The sequence below is a fragment of the Psychrobacter sp. G genome, from assembly GCF_000418305.1.
Classification (GTDB): domain Bacteria; phylum Pseudomonadota; class Gammaproteobacteria; order Pseudomonadales; family Moraxellaceae; genus Psychrobacter; species Psychrobacter cryohalolentis.
In genome coordinates, this window is sequence record NC_021661.1 from 751,382 (window position 1) to 769,887 (window position 18,506).

Sequence of the window (18,506 nt, forward strand, 5' to 3'; positions counted from 1 at the left end):
TAGGTGTCGATGAGTTACTAACGATAGTTAATATCTGTTAATAAAAAAAGAGCTTCTATATATATGGAAGCTCTTTTTTTTATCTAAAAAGCGGGTTTATAACCAGCCCAAGCGCTTAAAGTTAAGGTATAAAAAGCTACATAGTGAAATGATAACCGCCATAATGATAAAGTAAGAATATTGCCAGTGTAGCTCAGGCATAAAGTCGAAGTTCATGCCATAAATACCAGCAATCGCCGTCGGTACTGCCAAAATACCTGCCCAAGCCGCAAGCTTGCGAACCACCTCATTCTGTCCCATATTTACCATAGCGAGATATGTATTCATCACCACACTGAGCATCTCATTTAAACCATTGATGGCATCTAAAGAATGCAGTAAATGGTCATTCACATCTCGAAAGTAGGGCTTTGCAGCGTGCGAAAATGGTGAGACCAAATCGCTTTTTTGATGGTTTATAAAAAAGCTACAGATATCCTGCACTGGTAAAATAACTGCACGCATATGCACCAATTGTGATTTTAATTCATATAGATTTCTAAGCGTTTCTTTATTAAATTCATAAGTAAAAATATTGCGCTCTTGCTCACGTAAATAGCTGCCTAAGCGGTCGGTCACTGGCATATAGTTATCGACGATAAAATCAATTACAGCGTGCAAGACAAATATAGGTCCCATACGCAGTTTTTCAGGGCGTCGATTGCAGTGCTCACGTACCGGCGCATAGGAGTTAGAAGGACCATTACGAATCGTAATCAGATAGTTCTTGCCCATAAATATCGCCGTAGTACCGTAGCGGATGACATTGCCTTCAAGCTTAGCGGTACGTAATACCACAAATATCGTATCGTTATCATAACTTTCAACTTTGGCGCGTTGATGGTCAGCAAAGGCATCTTCGATTGAAAGCTCGTGCAGATCAAAGGCTTCTTTTACCTCGGATATTGTCTGCAGGCTAGGCTCATAAAGACCTAACCAGATAAACTGACCACTATTGCTCAAGGCGCGACTGACATCCCTGAGCGCTATTTTGTTCAGCTGTTCACCCGTTTTACGGGAATACGCATAACAATTGACCACTTCATTAGCACTGAGTGGCTCAATATCCTCATAGCGCTCAGAATCTGGATCATAGACGGTCATGGTCTCAATAGTGTCCTCGACCGTCGCATCAGAATCGCCATAGATATAGCTGTCATAATTGTCTAGATAGGAGTGCTCGTCTATGACAGTGGCGTCAATAAGACTGACATTAGACTCAGGTGTGATACGCGTTGCCGTTTTGACAATCAGGTCATCATCTTGGTTCATACCTACTCCTTCTGTCTAAGTATAAAAATAAATATAAAATAACTTCTGCAACTGATACGGATTACAAGGCAAAGTGTTTTAACGTATCAATATCGACCAAATTTAATAAGCTCTCATGACATGCTTCAAGCTTGATTTGTGGTGCCATGCCTAAATCGAGTGCTTCAACCCAACGTAGCGCGCAAATACACCAGTAGTCACCAGGTTGTAGACCGGCGAAACCATACTCGGGCAGTGGCGTTATCAAATCGTTACCGCGACTGGCTGAAAAATTTAAAAACTCGCTGGTCATTTTGGCGCAAACGGTATGTTGACCAACATCATGATTGCCCGTATGACAAAAACCATTGCGATAATAACCGGTAAGCGGATCAAAACAACAGCTGGCTAGGGCAGTACCAAGCACATTTGCTTGATTGGTAGCAGGATTTGGATGATAATCAGATGACATAAGGCTTCCAAAGTAAAAATATAGGCTAGTGTAACATGAGTATAGATCTAAGACGTTATTCAACGATAGATGCAGCAGATAGTTAGACAAAATATTGCCCCGTTAACGCTATATTTTGTCTATAGAAATACGGTATTTATGATGATAAATCTGTCATAAAAAAGACAGTTTTTAAGGTTATTAGAATAAATTAGATGGCGATTGCCGTTAATTGTCACTAGGCGAAGCGTGGCTGCTATGCTAAACTAAAGCATAAAGTGCCTTGATTATTTATCATAATTTTTTAGCGCATAAAGATACTCGTCTTATCATCCCAACTAATACTATTACTCACCCTTTTGCGGTTACCTAGTTTGCTTATCAATAATTGGGTCAGTGATGTTGCGCGTGAAAAATAAAAAACGCCTGATGTCTATGCAATTGGAAATATAACCTTTAAGTACCGCATCTTTACCGCGCTTTTGGTAAGCGATACGCCAAACAAGGATTTATTGTGTCTGCCAGTTCTGATTCTGCAAAACCTGCCCTGCAAAATACCCTCAAGCAAGCGGCTACTCAGCCCGCTGATAATACCGCCGCACCCAACCGTTTACCTTATCTTAGCAATCTTGCCAGCGATGTTGCTAATAGCTGGTTGTTGCCTGATGGGGTGGTCGATGTGTTATTTGAAGACGCCCATAAGCAAGAAGTGCTTAGACATCAATTGACCCAGCAACTTATCAGCCATGGCTATCAGTTGGTCAATCCGCCAATGATTGAGTTTACTGAATCGCTACTGAGCGGAGCCTCAGAAGATTTAAAGCGTCAAACCTTTAAGATTATCGATCAGTTAACTGGTCGATTGATGGGTATACGCGCGGATATCACGCCGCAGATTCTACGTATTGATGCACACCATGGCGGCGATGGAATCGCGCGTTATTGCTATGCAGGTGATGTGATTCATACTTTGCCATCGGGGCTTTTTGGCTCACGTACACCGTTACAGCTCGGTGCTGAGATATTTGGTTGTGAGTCCATTGCAGCAGATATTGAGCTGATTGATGTCTTATTTAGCATGCTTAATAGCCTAGAGATGAGCGCAGCATTACATGTTGATTTGGGTCATGTAGCGATATTTAAGCGCTTGGCAGAATTAGCAGTATTATCAGAAAGTGATACTGAGCAATTGATGCAGCTTTATGCCAATAAGAACTTACCAGAGCTGAAACAGGTTTGCCAAGCGCTACCGCTGGGTAGCGATTTTTATACCTTGGCGCGCTTTGGTCATGACATTGCAAATCTGCTTGGAAGATTGTCAGAGAATGCGCAACAAGACACTCAAATTGTCACAGCTATTGATGAGCTGCAACGTCTAAAAGCGCACTTGCAAGTACAGTGGCAGTGTGCGGTCAGTATCGATGTGACCGAGCTGTCAGGCTATCATTATCATACGGGCATTGTGTTCAATGGTTATATCAATAGTGAAATTCAGCCGCTGGTACGTGGCGGGCGCTTTGATGGTATGAAAAGTAATCAATTAGCCACGAATCAGCCACGTCAAGCGACCGGCTTTAGTATGGATGTCAGCCGTTTGCTCGCGCATACTCAGCTTGATGCACCTGTTATTGTGCTGGTTGATTATGACGCTTTCAAGGATTTGGATAGTGAGCAGCTGCAGCTATTATTACAGCAAGTGGCAAGCTTACGTCAGCAGGGCTATCGTGTGACCATGCCATTAACGGCAAAAGATATGCCAGTGGGTATGACTCATCGTTTAAGTCTGGTCGATAACCAATGGCAGCTACACGCGGTTTAACTTTGAAAATATTTAACATTTATAAATGCTATAAAAAAGCGTTTGCTATAAAAAGATATTTAGTGATTAAGTCGTTAAAAATATACTTTGTTTAAAGTATCGTTTTTAGCATTACTTTCGTTTTGATAGGTAGTTTTAAACACTTATTGCACACACCTCAATATATTAAGGTAAGGATTTATCATGGGTAAAAATGTCGTAGTTTTAGGTAGCCAATGGGGCGATGAAGGTAAAGGTAAAATCGTCGATTTACTAACCGAAAAAGCCTCAGCAGTTGCACGCTTCCAAGGCGGACATAACGCTGGACATACGTTAGTTGTAGATGGTAAAACCACCGTCTTACACTTAATCCCATCTGGTATTTTGCGTGAAGGCGTTACCTGTTTTATCGGTAATGGCGTGGTATTAGCACCTGATGCACTACTTAAAGAGATGAAAGGTTTAGAAGAGAATGGCGTTCCAGTACGTGAGCGCCTACGTATTTCTCCAAACTGCCCACTAATCATGCCATATCATGTTGCCCTTGATCAAGCGCGTGAAGCCAAGCGCGGTAGTGGTAAAATCGGTACGACTGGTCGTGGTATTGGACCAGCTTATGAGGACAAAGTTGCACGCCGTGCCATCAAGCTTGCTGATTTGTTCCGTGATGACTTAGAAGAAAAACTACGTAACTTAATCGAATATCATAACTTCCAATTGACTCAGTACTATAAAGTTGAAGCGATTGATTTTGATGAAACGCTTAAGCTTTGTAAAGAGTGGAAAGAAGAAATCAGAGGCATGGTGACTGATGTCACTGAAGATTTGAACCAATTGCGTCTTGCTGGCAAGAACCTAATGTTTGAAGGTGCACAAGGCACATTACTTGATATCGACCACGGTACTTATCCGTTTGTAACCAGCTCAAGTGTAACCGCTGGTGGTGTATCTACAGGTACGGGTATCGGTCCATTATATTTAGATTATGTCCTTGGTATCACGAAAGCCTATACCACCCGTGTTGGTAGTGGTCCATTCCCAACTGAATTGTTTGATGATGTTGGCGCGCATTTAGCCAAAGTCGGTCATGAGTTTGGTGCCACGACTGGCCGCGCGCGTCGCTGTGGTTGGTTTGATGCTGAAGCATTACGCCGTGCAGTGGTACTTAACTCTATGTCAGGTATCTGCCTAACCAAGCTTGACGTGTTAGATGGTCTAGAAGAATTGCTAATCGGTGTGGGTTATAACTTACCTGAGACTGAGTGTGCAGGCGCGCATGATGCAGAGTTCTACGAAGCGGTAACGCCAAAGTACGAAACGCTACAAGGCTGGAGCGAATCAACGGTCGGTATCACTAACTACGATGAGCTGCCTGAAAACGCCAAAATATACATCAAACGTATCGAAGCGTTGATTGGTTGCCCAGTTGATATCATCTCAACCGGTCCTGATCGTGAAGAGACCATTGTATTGCGTGATCCGTATGATGCTTAATTGGTAAAAAAGTTACTTAGTAACAATAACCTCCATTGGCTAAATGCAATGGGGGTTTTTTTACGGCATTTTTTTAAAATATTGGCACTTCTTAATTACATAAAGTCGAGATAAACGCTTTCAAAAAGGGATAAGCTTATAGTGATAAAGTGTAGTGAGATTACTATCTCTATTAAATAGTATTTAATAAGTGAGCAAATAGCCTTGTAAAAGCAATAGGGTAAAAAGGATTTTTTTAGCCATCAATTAATAAGAGGGATCTGTTATGAAAATGAATATCGTTAATCATACTATTGGTAAAACGTCTTTAGCGATACTGACGTCAGCGGCTTTCATGTTTCCTATGCTCTCTTGGGGCGCACAGAATTGTGATAAACCGGTTAATGACTTTGACGGATTGTACTGCTTAACCAAAGTATATTTGGAAGCAGATAAAGAGCTCAATAATTCTTATACCAAATTGAATAAAGTCTTAAGTAGTACGCAAAAATCTAAACTCAAACGTGGGCAGTTAGCTTGGATGCGTGACCGTAATGATCAATGTAGCTATCATGATGAAGGTGGTTTTTATGTCAACATGGACTGTGCTACCCGTACCACTATCAAACGTGTAAACTTCTTAAATGAGCGGGCACGTGAATGTAGCGCTGGCAGTTGCCGCGACAGTCGCTTAGGAGAGTAATTAGCCAATTGTACGTTTGTAAAATCCTTTGCAATGTGACTAATATTGCCTCTATATAAAAATGTGACTAATATTGCCTCTATATAAAAAAGCTTTAAAATTATCCATTTTTACACATGGTAATTTTAAAGCTTTTTTAAACCTTGCTTTTCTGAGCAGTTAGAGTAATTAACCCTATCATTTACAGTCTTAATCATTATAATAGGCAGCAATCATTCGCTGAGCATCGTATTGCGTATCCGCATTGGACATTCATAAATGAATTCGCTCAGCGCAATGATCACAGACAATGTAAATTATTTAACTTCTCACTTATTTATTAGGAGCTTTTCATGGCTAACGAACGTACTCTATCTATCATCAAACCTGACGCAGTCGCTGGCAACAACATTGGCGCTATCTACGATCGTTTTGAAAAATCAGGTCTAAAAATTGTTGCTGCTAAAATGATGCAACTTGATGATAAAAAAGCGGGCGGTTTTTACGCTGAGCACGCTGAGCGTCCATTCTACAACGACCTAGTGTCATTTATGACTTCAGGTCCAGTACTGGTATCAGTATTAGAAGGCGAAAATGCGATCGCTACGCATCGTGATATCATGGGCGCGACTAACCCAAAAGACGCAGCTGAAGGCACTATCCGTGCTGATTTCGCTAGCAGCATCGATGAAAATGCGGTTCATGGTTCAGATTCAGCTGAATCAGCAGCACGTGAAATCAGCTACTTTTTCAATGAAGAAGAAGTGTGTGCACGTACGCGTTAATAGCAGTTTTTATTGATAGCCGCTTTTGTGCATGATAGTTGTTATGCATAATAATAGTGCTAATTAATAATTAGTGTAGTAAGACGGCTTATATCTTTTGGTATAAGCCGTTTTAGCTATTATAATAGTCTGACTATGTATTGAAATTTTAACTCCTCTCCCTCATTATTGGTTTTATATAGCGTTATCAATCCTTTATCAGCATATTGCCCTCAGTTTTTGGTAAAAAATGCGCTCATAACGGATTGCTCATGCACTCATATATTGAGTATGTCTAGCACCGCCCATCTCAACAATTGCATCGCTCATACCAGCAGATGCAAAAAGGTTATTTATTATGTCGAATGTCCAAACCCCTATCCAACATGTCCCAGCCAAAACTGCTAACAGCATAAAATTGGTAGATGAGGCGCAGGCAAAAACCAATCTATTAGGTATGACACAAGCGCAACTGGCGGAATACTTTAAGAGTATTGGCGAAAAGCCGTTTCGCTCGACGCAAGTCATCAAGTGGATATATCAGCAAGGGGTAACTGACTTTGAGCAAATGACCAACCTGAGTAAATCTTTGCGTGATAAATTATCAGCCAATGCCTGTGTCATTCCGCCAAAAGTGATTCATCGTCAATATAGTGATGACGGTACGCGTAAATGGGTATTTGAAGTTACGGGTGGCTCGTTGGTCGAGACCGTACTGATTCCCGCAGATGATAGCAAATTAAACGGTCGTAAAACCTTGTGTGTCTCTTCGCAAGTGGGCTGTGCACTGGACTGTAGTTTTTGTAGTACGGGTAAGCAGGGCTTTGAGCGCGATTTGACGGCGGCTGAGATTCTTGGACAATTATGGGTGGCAAATGCCTCTTATATGACCGATGAAAATGATAGTTTAGAAAATATTGACCATAGTTTATGGGAAAACAACGTTACTAATGTGGTTATGATGGGTATGGGTGAGCCGTTATTAAACTATCGTCCCGTTGTCAGCTCGATGGAATTGATGCTCAGTGACCATGCTTATGGTTTATCAAAGCGCCGCGTTACTTTGTCGACTTCAGGCGTGGTACCAAAAATGTATGAGTTGGCACAGGAGCTTGACGTGGCTTTAGCGATTTCATTGCACGCACCAAATGATGAGCTGCGTAATGAATTAGTGCCGATCAATAAAAAATATCCATTAGAGCAGCTCATGGCGGCAGCGAGAAATTACGTTTTTGAAGTCAATCCGCGCCACAAGAAACACGTGACTATTGAATATGTGATGTTAGATGGCGTCAATGATAGTAATGAGCATGCTGAGCAATTGGTCACATTATTGGGCGATTTACCGAGTAAGATTAACTTGATACCATTTAACCCGTTCCCTCATGCAAATTATGATAAGTCGAGTAATAATCGCATTCATGCCTTTAGCAACATATTAAGCGAAGCAGGTTTTGTTTGTACCATACGTCAAACTCGTGGTGATGATATTGATGCGGCATGTGGTCAATTGGTTGGGCAAGTTGCTGATAGAACGCGTCGTTCAGCCGCATGGCAGCAAAGCATCAAGGATCGCGAGAATAGTTAATTAGGTTAATAAAAATGACTGCTATAGCTATCTAACGTAGCTATAGACGAATTGATGTATTAAAGAGAATCCTACTATAGTATTTTTTGTAGCCTCTACTATGCAGGCAGTACTAATCAACAATTTATTGTGGTAGCGTGTCGTGTTACTATCAGTCTATCTAAGCACTAAAGAGGGCTCCACCCGAGCTAGGTCGTAGGTAAATTTCACATAGTTTTTAGTCTTTTTCACACAGCTCACTCATTAAAAGTATACCAAAATAAATGACGTATCTGTATAGTGTTAAACATTAGAATATTCGTTTATTGGTAAAGAGTATTTGATGAAAATCAACAAGGCGTACAAATTTAGGCTTAGCCCTAATGCAGAACAAGTGGTCATATTAACCAGTCTTGTTGACTCTGCGCGTTTTGTTTGGAATGAAATGTTGGCACTTTCGCTTGAGATGTTTGCTAAAAACGAATTTATTAATGCCATCAATTTGGTTAACAAGATTGTTGGACTGAAGAACAATCCTGAGTTTGCCTTTTTGAAATCCCGATCTAACGCCGTATCTCTACAACAAAAAGTTCGTGATCTCGCGTCAGCTTGGTCACGATTCTTTGACCCCAAAGTACATGCCAGATTTAAAGAAAGTAAAAAGAAGCCTAGAAAGCCTAAGTTTGTTAAATTGCTTGATGGAACAGAAATTCAGCACCGACCTTTAATGCCGCAGTTTAAGCGTAAAGCAGATCGCTGCGACTCAATGCGCTTGGTGCAATTTGATAAATACTGCCGTGTTGAGGGCAATCGAGTAAAGCTGCCTAACGGGGTTGGGTTTGTGAAATTTAGAAAATCTCAAGAGATTGTCGGTATCATTAAAAACGTTACCATCAGCAAGAAATCAGGGCAATGGTATGTGTCATTTGGTACTGAGCGAGAATTACTACAAAACCCAATTCACCCCTCTAAAAGCTCACTAGGCGTTGATTTAGGCATTACTAAACTTATTACCACCTCAGAAAATAAAACCATCAAGCCCAAAAACAGCTTTAAGGCCAATCAAGTCAAACTGGCAAAATTACAGCGTCAATTAAGTAGAAAAGTTCTATTTAGTCAAAACTGGAAAAAGCACAACCACAAAATCCAAAAGCTCCACAGCCATATTGCCAATATTCGCCATGACTACTTACATAAAGTAACCACCACGATCAGCAAAAACCACGCCATGATTGTCGTTGAGGACTTAAAAATAGCCAATATGTCAAGGTCGGCAAGCGGTACGATGGAGAATAAAGGTCGTAATGTCAGAGCTAAATCAGGATTAAATAAATCAATCCTAGATCAAGGTTGGGGCATGATGATTGATATGCTTGGATATAAGCAACATTGGCGCGGTGGATTAGTGATTAAGGTCAATCCGAGATACACCAGTCAAACCTGTTTTAACTGCAAACATGTTGCCAAAGAAAATAGACGGACTCAGGCAAAATTTGAGTGTGTTAAATGCATGTATGTTGCAAATGCCGACTTCAATGCGGCATGTAACATATTATCGGCAGGACATGCCGTTTTGTCTGCGGAGGGAGGATGCGGTAAAGGTCGCCCGATGATACAGAAAACTTGTGACAGCCGTGAGGAAGTCGCCTAAGAGCTTTTGCTTTTAGAATCCTCCACTTGAGCAATGCGAAAGTGGGGTGAGTATGTCAATAAACTGATGCCTCGATGATCGAACGCATTGAATTATAGTTTTATGATGGTAGCCATGATGACTTCTAAAAACTCTTATCAGTTCAACTATAAAAGACCCTTTTATCCTGTGATAAAACGATTAGGCTCTACAGTCTTTCATGCTAATAAAAAGCGTGCTTACGTTGTAGGCATCTTTAGTATGTTGTTGTCTGGATTCTTGGTTGGCTGTCAAAGTACGCCAACCAACGATCTAATAACGGGCACGCCTTATCAAACCTCAACGCAACCCAATGACAACCGTAAATTGGATCAGCAAGAAATTGCTCGCGTTCGAACGACACTTGCTGCACAATATATCCGCAAAAACGAGCTTGATGCTGCCCAAAGACAGCTCGAAAAAGCCTTTGCTGCCGATAGCCGTCATGCGCCCGCCTATGATATGATGGGTGTTTTGTTGCAGCAAGAAGGCAGCCGCCTTAATCTTGAAAAAGCGGATCAATATTTCAAAAAAGCCATTGCGCTTGATAAAGATTTTGACCAAGCTCACAATAATTATGGCGTGTATTTATCGCAGATGAAGCGTTATAAAGAGGCAGCTGAGCAGTTTGAAATCGCTGGTGCTGCCCTTGGTTACGAAGGTCGTATTGGGGCGTTAGAGAACTTAGGTCGTACCTACCTTCAGCTCAATGATCATCCTGCCGCAGCAAAGGCTTTTTTACGGGCTCTAGATGGCAATCGAAATAGTGTTATTGCGCATATTGAACTGGTTGATTTATTACTTGAGCAGCAGCGTATTGAGCAGGCACAAAGGCTCTATGATGAGACCTTGATATTGGTACAAGGGCAGGGCGCTAGTCCGCGCTTGCTCCTACAAGGCATCAAATTGGCGGCAGCGCAAAAAAACATCAAGACACGCCAACAATTGGCACAGCAACTTTTATCTGCTTATCCATTAAGTGATGAAGCAAAACAACTAAAGACTTGGCTTAACAATCCAGAGGCACCATGGAAATGACCACCCCATCATCAAACACAAACTTTAACGCTCAGGGATCATTTGGTGCCATGTTGCAGCAAGCTCGCAAAGCTAAGCAAGTAAGCTTGGACGACGCGGCAAATGAATTGTTTATTTTAAAACGTCACCTGCAAGCGTTAGAAAATGAAAATTTCGCAGATTTACCGCAAGTGGCGTTCGCGCGCGGTTTTGCGATCAACTATGCCAAATATTTGGGTCTCGACCCAGTCAGAATAGCCAGTAGCTTTGATGCCGCTTACCCAAATGAGCTAAAATCGCGTTCGGCTAATAATACTCAGTCGCCACTGCAGCCTATGGGTACGCTACAGCGCGATACACACAATCGTATTCGCTTTAATCCGCTACTAATTATCGCAGTGATCGGTGTCATTATTTTAGCGATTTTCCTATTCCGTATGGTTAGTAATGCCAGCAAGGAAAATACCGAGCAGCCTATATCTAACTCTGAAGATATCTCAGCAGTAGAACAAGCACAAGGCGCAGCTATTAATACCGATGTTACAGGTGTTAGCGCTTCAGGTTCAGCACTAAACTTAGGCGGTGGCGACGTTGCTCCTGCCACTTTGGATGTTAAGCTGACGGATGCTGCTGTCGTCACTATTACGGATGCTACTGGTAGCAGCTTGATCGCGGGCTCTCAGAATGCAGGTGATTATCAGTTATCAGGTATGCCACCGTTTAACGTACAGATCGACGATATCAATAACGTGCGCCTGATGCTTAATCAGCAATCTGTCGCTTTAAACAGCTATGCAAATGGTAGCCAAGCCAGTTTTGAATTGGCACCTTAATTTATCAATTGGTTCAGTTTTTAAAGTAAATATTATTACCTTGTTTTTATTGTTATTCTCGTTTTTACTGCTTTCATGAAAGGGTTTGTCTATGTCAACGTCAGCACCTATTAACCGTCGTCTTACGAAGAAAATATATGTCGGTGATGTCGCGATTGGTGGTGATGCGCCGATTAGTGTGCAAAGTATGACCAATACCGATACCTGTGATGTGGCAGCGACTGTTGCCCAAATTGAGCGCTGTGTTGAAGCAGGCGCTGATTTGATGAGAGTTTCTACTCCGACGATGGATACCGTTAAAGCGTTTGGTGAAATTCGCAAGTTGGTCAGCGTACCCTTGATAGCAGATGTGCATTTTGACCACAAAATTGCTTTAGCCGTTGCGGCAGCGGGCGCAGATTGTTTACGTATTAACCCGGGCAATATCGGTAGTGACGCCAAAGTACGCGAAGTAGTTGCCTGTGCCAAGCACTACAATATCCCTATTCGTATCGGCGTCAATGCTGGCTCTTTAGAAAAAGACATTCAGCGTAAGTATAAAGAGCCAAATGGCGCAGCGATGCTCGAATCGGCAATGCGTCATATTGATATATTAGAACGTCTTAATTTTGATCAATATAAAGTATCGGTTAAAGCCAGTAACGTATTTTTGACCATGGATGCCTATCGTCTGATTTCAGCACAAATTGATAATCCTCTGCATTTAGGTGTGACTGAAGCTGGTGTTTACCGTACTGGTTCGGTCAAATCTGCTATCGCGCTGGGTGGTTTATTATTGGACGGTATTGGTGATACGATTCGTATCTCCTTAGCTGCAGAGCCAGAAGAAGAAATTAAGATTGGCTTTGATATCTTAAAATCGCTCAATATTCGCTCTAATGGTGTCAATTTCATTGCTTGTCCAAGCTGCTCACGTCAAGAGTTCGACGTGATTAGAGTGATGACTGCGTTAGAGTCGCGTTTAGAGGATATTCGTGAACCAATGAACTTATCAGTGATTGGCTGTAAGGTAAATGGTCCAGGTGAAGCGAAGGAAGCTGATATCGGTATTGTTGGCGCCGCACCAAAATCATTGGTTTATCGTATGGGCGAAAAAAGTCATCTGATTGATACAGATAATCTGGTTGATGAGATAGAAGGTATGGTACGCGCCCATGCAGAAGAATTGGCAAAAAAACGCGAAAACGAGATTATACGTGTTAGATAATAAAGCGTTTCATTAATAAAAATTATAGAGCTGTTTGTTAAAAATTAAAGGACATAACCGTATCATGATTAAAGCGATTAAAGGGTTTAATGATATTTTGCCTGCACAGTCTGCAAAATGGCTGTATCTAGAGTCTATATTGGCTAATGTGCTAGGCAGATACGGTTATGAGCATATTCGCTTGCCTATCGTTGAGCAAACCGATTTGTTTGCTCGCGCGATCGGCGGTGCTACGGATATCGTTGAAAAAGAGATGTATAGCTTTACGGATAAATCTGATCCACCAACGCCGCTTACCTTGCGTCCTGAAGGCACGGCAGGGGCAGTACGAGCAGTAAATGAGCACAATCTACTACGCGGTGATACGCCTAAGCTTTGGTATATTGGTCCAATGTTCCGCTATGAACGCCCACAAAAGGGTCGCTATCGTCAATTTCATCAAATAGGTGTTGAAAGCTTTGGTAGTGCCTTACCAGACGCTGATGCCGAGCTGATTGCGATGACTCATTTGATGTGGCAAGAGCTGGGTCTAAAAGATGAGATGCGTTTAGAGCTAAACAGTCTGGGCGAAATTGATGAGCGTCATGCTTATCGTGAAGCGTTGGTCACCTATCTGACCGATAAGCAAGAGCAGTTAGATGAGGATAGTAAGCGTCGCCTGACGACCAATCCGCTACGTATTTTAGACAGTAAAGAAGCCAGCACCCAAGCCCTATTGGTAGACGCGCCTAAGCTTGCTGACTTTTTAGGTGAAGAAAGCGTGGCGCATTTTGAGCAAGTACAAGCCTATTTAACAGAGCTTGGTATCAACTTTGAAATTAACCCGCATCTGGTGCGTGGTCTTGATTACTATAATAAAACTGTTTTTGAGTGGGTAACTGACAAACTTGGTAGCCAAGCAACTGTCTGTGCCGGCGGTCGTTATGATGGTTTGGTTGGACAGCTAAAATCTGCTGATAACCGTGATGGTAAAGGCGATAATAAACCGGTTAAATCTGAACCTGCAGTTGGTTTTGCCATGGGACTTGAGCGTTTATTGCTTCTTATGGAAGTTGTCGCGCCTATTGCTGATATACCTGCTTGTGATGTCTTTGTGGTCGCCCATCCTGAGGTTTATAGTGCGGGTATTAGTTATGCGCAAAAACTGCGTTATAGCCGTCCAGATTTGCGCGTCAAAATGGCAAGTGCCACCAGCTTAAAAGCACAAATGAAAAAGGCGGATAAGTCAGGTGCTGCATTGACCGTTATTATCGCCCAGCAAGAGCTGGATGATAAAACCATTAGCATCAAAGATATGCAAACTGGCGAACAAAAAACAGCAGCGCAAGATTGGCTGTCGGATAAAGATAACTTTTCTCGCCATAAATAGTAGTGAGCGTAGCATTAACACTTTAATATAAATTGATCAGGTAAAAGTATATGGCTCTGACCCCTAATTCGCCGAATGCAGACAACTCAATGCAAGCGTTAAAGCAGTATGGCAGCTATATTGTCACCGCGATTTTATTGGCGTTAGCCGCTTATTTTGGCTGGACTTATTGGCAGGATAATCATGCACGTGTCGATACCGTTGCAGCCGATCAATATGCGGATATTCAACGTCTTAATGAAGAAGTTAGCTTGGCATCGCAAAATCCTGATCTAGAAGCGGAAGCAAAAGCATCGTTAGAAAAGAGTCGTACTCAGCTAAATAAGAACATCGATACTTTAGTGGGCACTCATGGAGAATCGGTCTATGCTTGGCAGGCTTTAATGATTAAAGCGCGCCAGCAAGTTGACAATGATGATTTTAAGGCAGCAGGCGAGACCTTTAAAAAGGCATTGGCGATAGATTTGGGTGATGCAGGTCTAGAGGCAATTACCCGTTTGCGCTATGCGACCACGCTTTTGGCAGCAGGCGATGCAAAAGCAGCATTGACAGAAGCCAGTCGTGATATGCCAAGCTCATTTGAAGCCAGTCAGCAAGAATTATTGGGTGATATTTATTTGGCACAAGACAATTCAGACTCAGCGATTAAATCCTATAATAATGCTTGGAGCTTATTACGTGAGCGTCAAGAAACTCGCGCAGTATTGGCATTGAAAATGGAAAGTTTGGGTATCGTCCCTGAGCCTATCGCTGAACAGACTGGTCTTATTCAAGAGTCTACGGCCACATCGCAAGCACCAGCGAGCGAAGATTCAGTAGCAGCCAATACCGGTGCTGGTGCATAAAATAGTAGTGCTAAATATTCGGCAATAAAGACTTAGTATTAAGAAATTGAGTACTAATTTCGATAGAATAGAGATGGTAATACCTCAAACCGTTCTACAAAGGAAGTAGCCTAATCAGTCGGAAGTAATATGGTGGTAACTAATACTTATTTTTACTAAGTTATTATCGTTTTTTATCACTGATTAAATGCTAATTTATTAATGATTAATTTATTTGTAGTGAGACCTATAATGACTCAAGCTATTCGCTTTAACAAAACCATCAAAGCCAAGACCATGCGCTCAACGGCCATGCATGTAGCCGTAATTGCAGTGATGGCAACTGCGGTCATTGGGTGTAATCGAGGTATCAAGCCAGTCGTCAACGACCCTGTAAAATTGGTACAAATTGTGCAACCTGTTAGCGTATTGCAGCCGGTTTTTAGTACCGACCTTGGTAATAAAAACGTCAGTAAAAAAGATCCGCTTACTTTGCAAGTCGGCTATGCCAATTCGCAAATCGTTACTGCCTCGCGCGGTGGTGATTTGGTGGGTTTTGACAAAGCTGGTCAGCGTTTATGGTCAGTAAATGTTGGCGACCAGATTACAGGTGGTGTTGCGATAGACGAGCTAAGCCAAACTGCTATTATTAGTACTCGTGGCGGTCTGGTTATGGCATTCGATAGTGTAACAGGTGCAAAACGCTGGCAGCAACAGCTTACTGGTTCAGTATTAACGCCAGCGCTCATTAGCAATAACCGCGTTATCTTGTCAGCCAATGATGGTTTTCTACATGGCTTATCGCTGCAGACTGGTCAGTCAGTTTGGCAGTTTGCTACCCAAGTTCCAGCGATTAGTGTACGCGGTAGCGCTGCACCAACATTATTAGATGCTAAGACGGCGTTGTTAGCGACTGCCGATGGACGCTTGCATGCTGTTACAGTAGATAATGGTTTGCCGCTATGGTCAAGACGCGTTGGTGTGGGTACAGGCAGCAGCGAAGTTGAACGCATGAGCGATGTTGATGGTATGCCAATTGTAGATAACAATCAGTTATTTGCCATTAGCTATAGTGGTCAGTTACTCGGTATTGATTTGGCATCGCGCCAAGTGATGTTTGTTAATGAGATTGCCAGTTTAAAAGCGCTTGCAGTCAACAATCAGCAAGTGGTTGCGACAAGCTTAGACGGTAAAGTGGTTGCTTACAACCGCAGTAATGGTGCTGTTCTATGGGAAAGTGAAGAATTGGCCTATCGCCATTTGACCAATCCTGTGATGATTGGTAACTATATCGCAGTGGGCGACTTTGATGGGGTAGTACACCTATTTGACCCAGCCACGGGTAAAATTGTCAGCCGTGTACAGACCAAAGGCGCATTGACCAATTTGCAAGTGCAAGGCAGCCGTTTGATGACTCAAAGTACTTCAGGTCAAGTCGCAATTTGGCAGTTGGCACGCTAATCTAATTACTTGCAGTCCTATTTAATGAGCATTTTTCTATATTGCTCATTAAATAGGTGGCCTAGTAGTAAGTCACCTAATAGTAAAATGAACAGAAAACGCTGCATAGTCAGTGTTTAATGCCTTGTAAAACTGCTTGTTTACATATCGGCTTTCGCGTACGCTATGCGACCGGTGCATTATTGGCGTTATCTATATATAATAGCGACAGATAATATCCATATATGATGCATTCCTCTGAATATCATTTATTCATTGTAAGATAGCCAAGAACTATTTTCTGGCTATCGTTTTATCTTATCATTCATTTAAATTTGCGGTCAACGGCTGCTACTTTTTGCTTTTTTATAACGGTAAATTTACGTTGTAAAAGAGATTGTATCTAAGTAGTTGCACTGTCCGTCATTGTGCCTTTCACTGAGAGTAACCCATGAGTATCAAGCCTGTGGTCGCCTTAATTGGTCGTCCAAACGTCGGTAAATCCACCTTATTTAATCAGTTCACTAAAAGTCGGCAGGCATTGGTTGCTGATTTGTCAGGATTGACTCGTGACCGTCAATACGGTGATGCGAGCTACGAAGACAAAGCTTTTATTGTCGTTGATACCGGTGGTATTGGTGAAGCGGACGATGGTAGAGGCGATATTGATGATTATATGTCTGAGCAGTCGTATACTGCCATTCATGAAGCCGATATCATTGTATTTGTGGTTGATGCACGTGCAGGGATGATCGGTGCCGATGCTGAGATTGGTAAGTTTTTACACACCCTTGGCAAGCCTGTATATGTTGTTGCCAACAAAGTCGATGGTGTGCATGATTCGGCGCCTGCTGAATTTTATGCATTAGGTCTAGGCGAACCATATCCAATGGCGGCAAGTCACGGTCGCGGGGTCGGCAATCTGCTCGAAGTATTAACCGCTGATATGCCTAGTCAGGAAAATGTGGTTGAGCCAAGAGGTTTGAAACTTGCTATCATCGGTCGTCCAAACGTTGGTAAATCGACGCTAGTCAACCGTTTGCTTGGTGAAGACCGCGTTGTCGTCTTTGATATGCCGGGTACCACTCGTGATAGTATCTATATCCCATATACGCGTGAAGGTAAAGATTACGTATTGATTGATACGGCTGGTGTTCGTCGCCGTGGTAAAATCGATGAAAAAGTTGAGAAATTTTCAGTTATCAAAACCTTACAAGCGATTGAAGACTCTAACGTAACCGTTATTGTTATTGATGCTCATGAAGGTATTGTCGATCAAGATTTGCATATGATTGGCTATGCGCTGGACGCAGGTCGTGCGCTAGTGGTTGCGATTAATAAGTGGGACGGTTTGACTGCTGATCAGAAGAACTATATCAAAATCGAGATGGATCGCCGTTTTAACTTTATTCCTTATGTAAAAGTCCATCAAATCTCAGCATTACATGGTACGGGCGTGGGTAATTTATATCCGTCTATTTTGCGTGCTTATCAATCGTCAATGTTTGAGGTATCAACCAACCGTTTGACGCAGATTTTGCAAGATGCTGTTACTGCCAATCCACCGCCAACGGTCGCTGGTCGCCGTATTAAGTTGCGTTATGCGCATATCGGTGGACACAATCCGCCCGTTATCGTCATTCATGGTAATCAAACTGGTTCGTTACCTAAGAGCTATCAGCGCTATCTTGAAAATCAATTCCGTCAGGTATTTAAGTTAGAAGGCACGCCACTAAACGTGGTCTTTAAACTGAATGAAAACCCATATGCTAATAAAAGCGATACGCCAACCAAAGCCAAAACCCAACAGTTACGTCAACGTGAACGTAATCGTGCGCAGAAATTTACCACCAAAGATAAGCCGAGATTTACCAACAAAGATAAAAAGCGTTAATGTAATCATATTTGCGCTTTTGGGTAGTAGTAGCTAGCCGATAAAAATCCTTTGATACTATCTATCAGGCTTTTTAAATGTGCTTTGTCATGACGGCTGTATCAGTTGTCATGGCATTTTGCAATTTAGGGCACTATTCATTAATTGCCTTAAAATATCAATTTTCACTTATAACCGCTATAAAATACCTGTACTATAATCAAAAGTTGTCTAACTCAGTTGAGTGAT

15 protein-coding genes are annotated in these 18,506 nt (G+C 42.1%); 13 read left to right on the top strand and 2 right to left on the bottom strand.

The window, feature by feature from the left end:
* Nucleotides 1–96 precede the first annotated feature (96 nt).
* Nucleotides 97–1,311: a magnesium/cobalt transporter CorA gene (gene corA / locus PSYCG_RS03260; protein ID WP_020442919.1), complete on the bottom strand. Its 1,215-nt coding sequence runs from the start codon at nucleotides 1,309–1,311 to the stop codon at nucleotides 97–99.
* 61 nt (nucleotides 1,312–1,372) lie between these two features.
* Nucleotides 1,373–1,762: a DUF2237 family protein gene (locus PSYCG_RS03265; RefSeq protein WP_011512994.1), complete on the bottom strand. Its 390-nt coding sequence runs from the start codon at nucleotides 1,760–1,762 to the stop codon at nucleotides 1,373–1,375.
* A 493-nt stretch (nucleotides 1,763–2,255) separates the two neighbouring features.
* Here PSYCG_RS03265 and PSYCG_RS03270 point away from each other — a divergent pair, with 493 nt between their 5' ends.
* The 13 genes from PSYCG_RS03270 to der all read left to right on the top strand — a co-directional run bounded on the left by PSYCG_RS03270 (nucleotide 2,256) and on the right by der (nucleotide 18,278).
* Nucleotides 2,256–3,560, top strand: coding sequence for an ATP phosphoribosyltransferase regulatory subunit (locus PSYCG_RS03270; protein ID WP_020442920.1), 1,305 nt, complete (start codon nucleotides 2,256–2,258; stop codon nucleotides 3,558–3,560).
* Between the two features lie 183 nt (nucleotides 3,561–3,743).
* Nucleotides 3,744–5,033: an adenylosuccinate synthase gene (locus PSYCG_RS03275; RefSeq protein ID WP_011512996.1), complete on the top strand. Its 1,290-nt coding sequence runs from the start codon at nucleotides 3,744–3,746 to the stop codon at nucleotides 5,031–5,033.
* 265 nt (nucleotides 5,034–5,298) lie between these two features.
* Complete coding sequence (locus tag PSYCG_RS03280) at nucleotides 5,299–5,715, top strand: lysozyme inhibitor LprI family protein (protein WP_020442921.1); 417 nt, start codon at nucleotides 5,299–5,301, stop codon at nucleotides 5,713–5,715.
* Between the two features lie 332 nt (nucleotides 5,716–6,047).
* Entirely contained in the window at nucleotides 6,048–6,479 is a 432-nt protein-coding gene (gene ndk, locus PSYCG_RS03285) for a nucleoside-diphosphate kinase (protein WP_011512998.1), read from the top strand.
* 337 nt (nucleotides 6,480–6,816) lie between these two features.
* A complete protein-coding gene (gene rlmN, locus PSYCG_RS03290; RefSeq protein WP_020442922.1) occupies nucleotides 6,817–8,046 on the top strand; it encodes a 23S rRNA (adenine(2503)-C(2))-methyltransferase RlmN in 1,230 nt (409 codons plus the stop codon).
* 322 nt (nucleotides 8,047–8,368) lie between these two features.
* Nucleotides 8,369–9,676, top strand: coding sequence for an RNA-guided endonuclease InsQ/TnpB family protein (locus PSYCG_RS03295; protein ID WP_020442923.1), 1,308 nt, complete (start codon nucleotides 8,369–8,371; stop codon nucleotides 9,674–9,676).
* 102 nt (nucleotides 9,677–9,778) lie between these two features.
* Nucleotides 9,779–10,732, top strand: a complete 954-nt coding sequence (gene pilW, locus PSYCG_RS03300) for a type IV pilus biogenesis/stability protein PilW (protein ID WP_020442924.1) — start codon at nucleotides 9,779–9,781, stop codon at nucleotides 10,730–10,732.
* The gene (locus PSYCG_RS03305; RefSeq protein WP_020442925.1) at nucleotides 10,729–11,544 is read left to right on the top strand and encodes a helix-turn-helix domain-containing protein; all 816 of its coding nucleotides are present in this window, start codon (nucleotides 10,729–10,731) and stop codon (nucleotides 11,542–11,544) included. The genes pilW and PSYCG_RS03305 overlap by 4 nt, the downstream gene beginning before the upstream one ends.
* Nucleotides 11,545–11,635: 91 nt before the next feature.
* A complete protein-coding gene (ispG, locus tag PSYCG_RS03310) occupies nucleotides 11,636–12,751 on the top strand; it encodes a flavodoxin-dependent (E)-4-hydroxy-3-methylbut-2-enyl-diphosphate synthase (RefSeq protein WP_011279968.1) in 1,116 nt (371 codons plus the stop codon).
* Nucleotides 12,752–12,815: 64 nt separating this feature from the next.
* The gene (hisS, locus tag PSYCG_RS03315; RefSeq protein WP_020442926.1) at nucleotides 12,816–14,120 is read left to right on the top strand and encodes a histidine--tRNA ligase; all 1,305 of its coding nucleotides are present in this window, start codon (nucleotides 12,816–12,818) and stop codon (nucleotides 14,118–14,120) included.
* Between the two features lie 50 nt (nucleotides 14,121–14,170).
* Nucleotides 14,171–14,965, top strand: coding sequence for a YfgM family protein (locus PSYCG_RS03320; RefSeq protein ID WP_020442927.1), 795 nt, complete (start codon nucleotides 14,171–14,173; stop codon nucleotides 14,963–14,965).
* A gap of 231 nt (nucleotides 14,966–15,196) precedes the next feature.
* Entirely contained in the window at nucleotides 15,197–16,405 is a 1,209-nt protein-coding gene (bamB, locus tag PSYCG_RS03325) for an outer membrane protein assembly factor BamB (RefSeq protein ID WP_020442928.1), read from the top strand.
* 430 nt (nucleotides 16,406–16,835) lie between these two features.
* On the top strand, nucleotides 16,836–18,278 hold the full coding sequence (gene der / locus PSYCG_RS03330) for a ribosome biogenesis GTPase Der (RefSeq protein WP_020442929.1): 1,443 nt from the start codon (nucleotides 16,836–16,838) through the stop codon (nucleotides 18,276–18,278).
* The last annotated feature ends 228 nt before the right edge of the window (nucleotides 18,279–18,506 follow it).